The sequence below is a fragment of the Aeromicrobium alkaliterrae genome, assembly GCF_039529015.1.
GTDB classification, from domain to species: Bacteria; Actinomycetota; Actinomycetes; order Propionibacteriales; family Nocardioidaceae; genus Aeromicrobium; species Aeromicrobium alkaliterrae.
On record NZ_BAAAME010000002.1, the window covers coordinates 919514 to 926094 of the forward strand.

7 protein-coding genes are annotated in these 6581 nt (G+C 71.2%); 2 read left to right on the forward strand and 5 right to left on the reverse strand.

What is annotated here, in order from left to right:
• Nucleotides 1-124 precede the first annotated feature (124 nt).
• Nucleotides 125-1117, reverse strand: a complete 993-nt coding sequence (cydB, locus tag ABD127_RS05685) for a cytochrome d ubiquinol oxidase subunit II (RefSeq protein ID WP_344198630.1) — start codon at nt 1115-1117, stop codon at nt 125-127.
• A 24-nt stretch (nt 1118-1141) separates the two neighbouring features.
• The gene (locus ABD127_RS05690) at nt 1142-2563 is read right to left on the reverse strand and encodes a cytochrome ubiquinol oxidase subunit I (RefSeq protein ID WP_344198632.1); all 1422 of its coding nucleotides are present in this window, start codon (nt 2561-2563) and stop codon (nt 1142-1144) included.
• Nucleotides 2564-2688: 125 nt separating this feature from the next.
• On the opposite strand from ABD127_RS05690, the gene ABD127_RS05695 reads away from it, so the two are divergent.
• Nucleotides 2689-3060: a BlaI/MecI/CopY family transcriptional regulator gene (locus ABD127_RS05695; RefSeq protein ID WP_344198634.1), complete on the forward strand. Its 372-nt coding sequence runs from the start codon at nt 2689-2691 to the stop codon at nt 3058-3060.
• On the forward strand, nt 3057-3956 hold the full coding sequence (locus ABD127_RS05700; protein ID WP_344198636.1) for a M56 family metallopeptidase: 900 nt from the start codon (nt 3057-3059) through the stop codon (nt 3954-3956). The genes ABD127_RS05695 and ABD127_RS05700 overlap by 4 nt, the downstream gene beginning before the upstream one ends.
• Before the next feature lie 4 nt (nt 3957-3960).
• Here ABD127_RS05700 and ABD127_RS05705 read toward each other — a convergent pair whose 3' ends face one another.
• From ABD127_RS05705 to ABD127_RS05715, 3 genes are read right to left on the reverse strand one after another with little or no spacing between them, the layout of a single operon-like run.
• Entirely contained in the window at nt 3961-4398 is a 438-nt protein-coding gene (locus ABD127_RS05705) for an acyl-CoA thioesterase (RefSeq protein WP_344198638.1), read from the reverse strand.
• Nucleotides 4395-5504, reverse strand: coding sequence for an AAA family ATPase (locus ABD127_RS05710; protein ID WP_344198640.1), 1110 nt, complete (start codon nt 5502-5504; stop codon nt 4395-4397). The genes ABD127_RS05705 and ABD127_RS05710 overlap by 4 nt, the downstream gene beginning before the upstream one ends.
• Nucleotides 5399-6535 carry a coiled-coil domain-containing protein gene (locus ABD127_RS05715; protein ID WP_425545795.1) on the reverse strand — a complete coding sequence of 379 codons (1137 nt, stop codon included), beginning with the start codon at nt 6533-6535 and terminating at the stop codon, nt 5399-5401. The genes ABD127_RS05710 and ABD127_RS05715 overlap by 106 nt, the downstream gene beginning before the upstream one ends.
• Nucleotides 6536-6581: the final 46 nt, after the last annotated feature.

The window sequence follows — 6581 nt, forward strand, 5'->3', positions numbered from 1 at the left end:
GTGGACCCTTCGAGGCCCCTCGTCCCTCGGGGCACCTCAGGGCCCGGATCCTGTCCGCCCCCTGAGGTGCGAGGAACGAGCCTCGAAGGGGGAACCGCCACCACCGGGTCCGTTCCGTCCGTGCTCATGCGGGGATGTGGTGCACGCCGATGCGACGGCGGAACACCCAGTAGGACCAGGCCTGGTAGCCGATCACGATCGGCGTGAACGCCGCGGCGACCCAGGTCATGATCTCGAGCGTGTACGGCGTCGAGGCCGCGTTGGTCGTCGTGAGCGTGCCCGTCGCCAGGGTCGAGGGCATCACGTCGGGGAACAGCGCGAGGAACAGCATCGCCGCGACCCCGATGATCGCGAACGCCGTGCCGGTGAAGGCCCAGCCCTCGCGCCCGGCACGCCCGGCCAGCATGCCGCCGACGAACGACAGCGCACCGAGTCCGCCGGCGACCCACACGGCGAGGTCGCCGTCGCGGGCCGCGGTCCACCCGATGAACGCCACGGCCGAGGCGGCGGCGACGAGGCCCCAGCGCAGGCCGAGCGTCCGCGCACGGTGCCGGATGTCGCCGACCGTCTTGAGCGCGATGAAGAACGACCCGTGGGTCACGAACACGCTGAGCGTCACGAGCCCGCCGAGCAGCGCGTACGGCGTGAACAGGTCGAGGATCGTGCCGGTGAAGTCGTGCGAGGCGTTGAGCGGGATGCCGTGGACGATGCCGGCGAGCACGACGCCCCACAGCACGGCCGGGACCGCCGAGCCCCAGAAGATCGCGTGGTCCCAGCCCCGCTTCCACGCCTCGTCGGTGCGCTTGTGTCGGTACTCGAACCCGACGGCCCGGACGATCAGGGCGAGCAGGATCACGAACAGTGGGAGGTAGTAGGCGCTGAACAGCGTCGCGTACCACTCCGGGAACGCGGCGAACGTCGCACCGCCGGCGACGATCAGCCAGACCTCGTTGCCGTCCCAGACCGGCCCGATCGTGTTGAGCAGGACGCGCCGCTCGCGGTCGTCGCGCGCGAGCACGCGGGTCAGGATGCCGACGCCGAAGTCGAATCCCTCGAGCACGAGGTAGCCGATCCACAGCACGGCGATGAGGACGAACCAGACGGTCGTGAGCTCCATGGTGGTGTCTTCTCCCTGTCCTGGTCAGTACGCGAACGCGAGGGGCGCGTCCGGGTCGCGGTCCTTCTCGGGCACCGGCGGGTCGGCTGCGGGAAGGCCGTGCCGGATCGTGCGGAGCATGAGCTTGACCTCGATCACGGCCAGGACGCCGTAGAGCGTGGTGAACCCGATCAGGCTGAACAGCACGGTCCCGGCCGACACGCTGGGTGAGACTCCCGCCGAGGTGGGCAGCAGCCCGAAGACGAGCCACGGCTGGCGACCCATCTCGGTGAAGATCCAGCCGAAGGAGTTCGCCGCGAGCGGGAGGAAGGGCAGCACGATCGCCCAGCGCAGCATCCACCGACCCGAGAACGTCGACAGCGACGGCGTGCGTCCGCGGCGGGTCGCCCACAGCATCCAGGTCGCCAGCAGCATCGACAGGCCGCCGGCGGTGATCATGGCGCGGAACGTCCAGTACGTAACGGGGATGTTCGGTGCGTAGTCGCCCGGGCCGTACAGCTCCTCGTACTCGGCCTGCAGCGAGTTGATGCCGCGGATCTCGCCGTCCCACGTGCCGGTGCCGAGGTACGACAGCAGGTGCGGGATCTTGAGCTCGAGGACGGGCTCCGAGCCGTCGAGCGTGCCGACCGTCAGGGCGGAGAACGCCGCAGGTGCCTCGTCCTCGTAGAGCCCCTCGGCGGCGGCCATCTTCATGGGCTGCACCTCGGTCATGACCTTGCCCTGGAAGTCGCCGGAGATCATCGTGCCCAGACCCGCGACCAGGAGCACCACGGCTCCGAGCCGGAACGACGTGCGGAACGCGTCCGCGTCCTCGTCGGGCCTGCGGAGCATGCGCCACAGGCTGACGCCCGCCACGAAGGCGCCGCCGACCATGAAGCACGCGAAGATCGTGTGCGGGAACGTCACGAGGACGACCGGGTTCGTCATGACGGCCAGGAAGTCGGTCAGCTCGGCGCGCCCCGACTCGGCGTTGAAGGCGAAGCCGACCGGGTTCTGCATGAACGAGTTCGCCGCGAGGATGAAGTAGGCCGAGAGCACCGTGCCGAAGGCGGCGATCCAGATCGTCGCGAGGTGGATCGCGGGCTTGAGCCGGTCCCAGCCGAAGATCCACAGGCCGAGGAACGTCGACTCCATGAAGAAGGCCAGCAGACCCTCGATCGCCAGTGGGGCGCCGAACACGTCGCCCACGAAGCGCGAGTAGTCGCTCCAGTTCATGCCGAACTGGAACTCCTGCACGATCCCGGTGACGATGCCCATCGCGAAGTTGATCAGGAAGAGCTTGCCGAAGAAGCGGGTCAGGCGGAGGTAGCGCTCGTCGCCGGTGCGGTGCCAGCAGGTCTGCAGGATCGCGACCAGGAAGATCAGCCCGATCGTGACCGGCACGAAGAAGAAGTGGTAGACGGTCGTGATGCCGAACTGCCACCGGGCGATGTCGAGCGCTTCCATCGAGCGACCCCATTCCGACGTCGGAACTACTACGAGTCGTAGTAACTACTACAGATCGTAGTACATGACGAGGGGCACACCGCCCGGGCCGCCATGAGTCCTACGTCACGTAGTAGACTCGCCCTGTGCCCCGATCCACGACCCGCCCCGGAGAGCTCGAACGCTCCGTCATGAACATCCTCTGGGACGCCGACGCGCCCCTGTCGGTGCGTGAGGTGCAGGACGCGCTGGACGCCGACGGCCACGGGCGCGACCTGGCCTACACGACCGTCATGACGGTGCTCGACCGCCTCGGAGCCAAGGACATGGTGGCGCGCGAGCGCGACGGTCGCGCCTTCCGCTACACGCCGCGCCAGAGCCGCGAGTCGGCCGCGGCCGAGCTGATCGACGCCGCCCTCGACGCCTCGGGCGACCGCACCTCGGCCCTCGTGCACTTCGCCCGGTCGGTCGATCCCGCGGAGGCGGCGGCCCTGCGTCGGGCGCTCGACGAGATGTGACTCCCTTCCTGCTGGGCCTGATCGGCATCGCCTTGAGCCTGCCGGTTCCGGCCCTGCTCGCGCGCGCCCGCTGGCCGTACCGCTCCCCCGCCGCGGGCATCGTGATGTGGCAGTCGCTGGCGCTCGCCGCGATCCTCGCGACCTCGGGCGCAGGCCTCGCCACCGCCCTCTGGCTCGTCTCGGAGGCCGACCCGCCGGTCTGGCGCGTCGCGGCGCACGTCGCGGTGCTGCTGGTGGGGGTCCTGGTGTGGGCTCGGTTCTGGTGGGCCGTGTCGACCGTCTGGCGACGCACCGAGGCTCGCCGGCGCCGCCAGCGCCACCTCGTCGATCTTCTCGCCGAGCCCGACGCCGACATCTCGGCGCGACTGGGACCCGCCCTGCGCGTGCTCCAGCACGAGTCTCCCGTCGCGTACTGCCTCCCCGACCGCACCGAGTCCCGCGTCGTGGTGTCCAGCGGGGCGATCGAGCACCTGACCGCGGCCGAGCTGCGCGCCGTGCTCGAGCACGAGCGCGCTCACGTCAGCGCCCGCCACGACCTCGTGCTGGAGGGCTTCGAGTTCCTGCGCGCCGCCTACCCCCGGGTGCTGCGCACCGATGCGCCGCTCGAGCAGAGCCGGATCATGGTCGAGCTGCTCGCCGACGACGCGGCCCGCCGCGTCGCGGGCGAGCGGGCCCTCGCCGGGGCGATCGTCGCCCTGGCCGGCAGCTCGGCACCGGCCGGTGCGCTCGGCTCCGGCACCTCCGCCACGATCCGGATGGACCGCCTGCGCGACCCGAGCGGCGGCTGGTGGGCCGCTGGGCTCGCCTGGGCCATCTCGGTCGTCGTGCTCGTCGTGCCCACGGTCTTCCTGGCCGTCCCCTGGATCGCCCACGCGGTCGACGTCCTGCTGGGGTGAGCCGTCAGACGGTGAGCGGTTCCAGCACGGTGCGGATGAGGTCCGGCACCGGGGTGACCGAGCGGTCGGCACCCGTGACGTACACGTGGACGAAGCGTCCGACGGCGGCCGGGGTCTGGTGCTCGCCCTGGAACAGGCCGATCTCGTAGACGACGCTCGACGAGCCGAGCCTCGTGACGCGCAGCCCGGCCTCGACGTCGAGCGGGAACCGCAGCTCGCGCAGGAACCGGCAGCTCGTCTCGGCCACGACCCCGTAGGCGTCGAGCGCGCGGGTGTCGGTGCCGGTGGCCTCGATGAGGTAGCCGTTGACCGCGGTGTCGAAGTACGAGTAGTAGACGACGTTGTTGACGTGGCCGTACACGTCCTCGTCCTCCCAGCGGGTGCTGATCGTGCGCAGCACGCCGTAGTCAGCGCGGGTGCGGCCCGCGACGTCGTCGCTCATGCGTTCTCCTGCTCACGCAGTCGCTGGCTGATGACGGCCGACACGCCGTCGCCGCGCATCGAGACGCCATACAGCGCGTCGGCGACCTCCATCGTGCGCTTCTGGTGGGTGATGACGATGAGCTGGGAGTTGGCGCGCAGCTCCTCGTAGATCTCGAGCAGCCGTCCGAGGTTGGTGTCGTCGAGCGCGGCCTCGACCTCGTCGAGGATGTAGAACGGGCTGGGGCGCGCCTTGAACAGCGCGACGAGGAACGCGACCGCCACGAGCGAGCGCTCGCCGCCCGAGAGCAGCGAGAGACGCTTGACCTTCTTGCCGGGCGGCCTCGCCTCGACCTCGATGCCGGTCATCAGCATGCTCTGCGGGTCGGTCAGGACCAGACGGCCCTCGCCGCCGGGGAACAGGCGGCTGAAGACGTCCTCGAACTCCCGCTCGACGTCGTACCAGGCCTCGGTGAAGACCCGCTCGACCGTCGCGTCGACGTCCTCGACGATCGCCATGAGGTCGGCCGTGGTCTTCTTCAGGTCGTTCATCTGGTCGGAGAGGTACTGGTGCCGCTCCTCGAGAGCGCTGAACTCCTCGAGCGCGAGCGGGTTGACCTTGCCGAGCATCGCGAGTCCGCGCTCGGCGGTGCGCAGACGCTTGGTCTGCTCCTCGCGGACGTAGGGCCGCGGGTCGAGCGGCTCGCCCTCGTCGTCGTGGGTCGGGACGAGGACTTCGGGGCCGTACTCGGCGACCAGCGCGTCGACCTCGAGACCGAGCTCCTCGAGCGCACGCGACTCCAGCGCCTCGAGCTTCATGCGCAGCTCGGCACGCGCCAGCTCGTCGCGGTGCACCGAGTCCGTCAGCTTCTCGTTCTCCTCGCTGAGCTCGCGCAGGCGGGCCCGCACCTCGCGGAGCTCGACCTCGCTGCCCGAGCGCGACTGCTCGATCTCGGCACGCAGGGCGGCGGCCTGGTCGATCGAGTGGCCCAGGTGGACGAGCACCTGGTCGGTCGCGGCGATCACGACGCGCGCGACCTCGGCCTCGCGAATCTGACGGGCGCGGCGCTCGGCCGCCCGGCGGCGGGCCTGCCGCTCGGACTCGGCCGACTCGACGAGCGCCCGCACCTGGCCCTCCAGGGCGCGCGCCCGCTCCTCGTTGGTGCGCAGCGCGAGCCGGGCCTCGGTCTCGCCGCGGCGCGATGCCGAAGCAGCCTCGGCCAGCGCCTCCAGCTCGGTCGTGTCCGGCTCGGACTCCGGGGCGGACTCGGCCTGGGCCAGACGGTCCTCGAGCTCGGCGAGGCCCTCCTGGTCGCGCTCGCGCGCCGCCGTGGCCTCGGTGATGGACTGGTCGAGGCGCTCGGCCTCCGCGCGGGCGGCCCGTGCCGCGGAGCCGAGGCGGCCCAGCGACTCGGCGACGGNNNCCCCGCCATCTCGGCGTCCGACTCGTGCAGCTGCTCCAGGACAGCGTCGACCGCGGCCTGCGCCTTCTGGCGCTGGTCGGCCAGGCCCTGCTGTCGGAAGCGGGAGCGCTCGAGGTCGTGCCGGTTGCTCTCCAGGTCGGTCACCGCCTGGTCGACCGCGGCCTTGACCTCGATCAGGCTCGAGGTCGCCGAGGACCCGCCGGAGGCGAAGTGGGCGCCGAGCATGTCGCCCTCGAGCGTCACGGCGGTGACGTCCGAGGCCTGGCGCACCAGGGCGCGCGCACGGTCGAGGTCGTCGACCACGGCGACCTTGAACAGCAGGCGGCGCAGCGCGGCCGTCAGGGTCGGCGGTCCGTTGACGACGTCGACGGCGTAGGTCGCGAAGTCGGGCAGGCCGGGCCAGCTCGCGTCGTCACCGGGGTCGTCGCCGGCGGCACCGAGCAGGAGGCCGGCGCGACCGAGATCCTCGGCCTTGAGCTTCTCCATCGCGCTGACAGCGGTGTCGAGGTGATCGACCGCGACGGCCTCGGCGGCAGAGCCGAGCGCCGAGGCGATCGCGCCCTCGTACCCCGAGCGCACCGTGAGCAGAGCCGCGACCGAGCCGAGCAGTCCGTTGAGCTCGTCGGACGCCGCGAGCAGGGCCCCGGCACCGTCCTTGCGGGCGAGCCCGATCTCGAGCGCCTCCTTGCGAGCCACCAGGCCGGCCTCGGTGCGCTCCAGCTGCTGGACGTGCATCACGACCTCGGCGACCTCGGCGTCGAGGGCACCCAGCGCCGCCTCG

Excerpts from the sequence above, each read along its gene's own strand:
- ABD127_RS05705 (WP_344198638.1), bottom strand. The coding sequence starts at position 4,398 with ATGAGCGACGACGTCGCGGGCCGCACCCGCGCTGACTACGGCGTGCTG.
- ABD127_RS05690 (WP_344198632.1), bottom strand. The coding sequence starts at position 2,563 with ATGGAAGCGCTCGACATCGCCCGGTGGCAGTTCGGCATCACGACCGTC.
- cydB (WP_344198630.1), bottom strand. The coding sequence starts at position 1,117 with ATGGAGCTCACGACCGTCTGGTTCGTCCTCATCGCCGTGCTGTGGATC.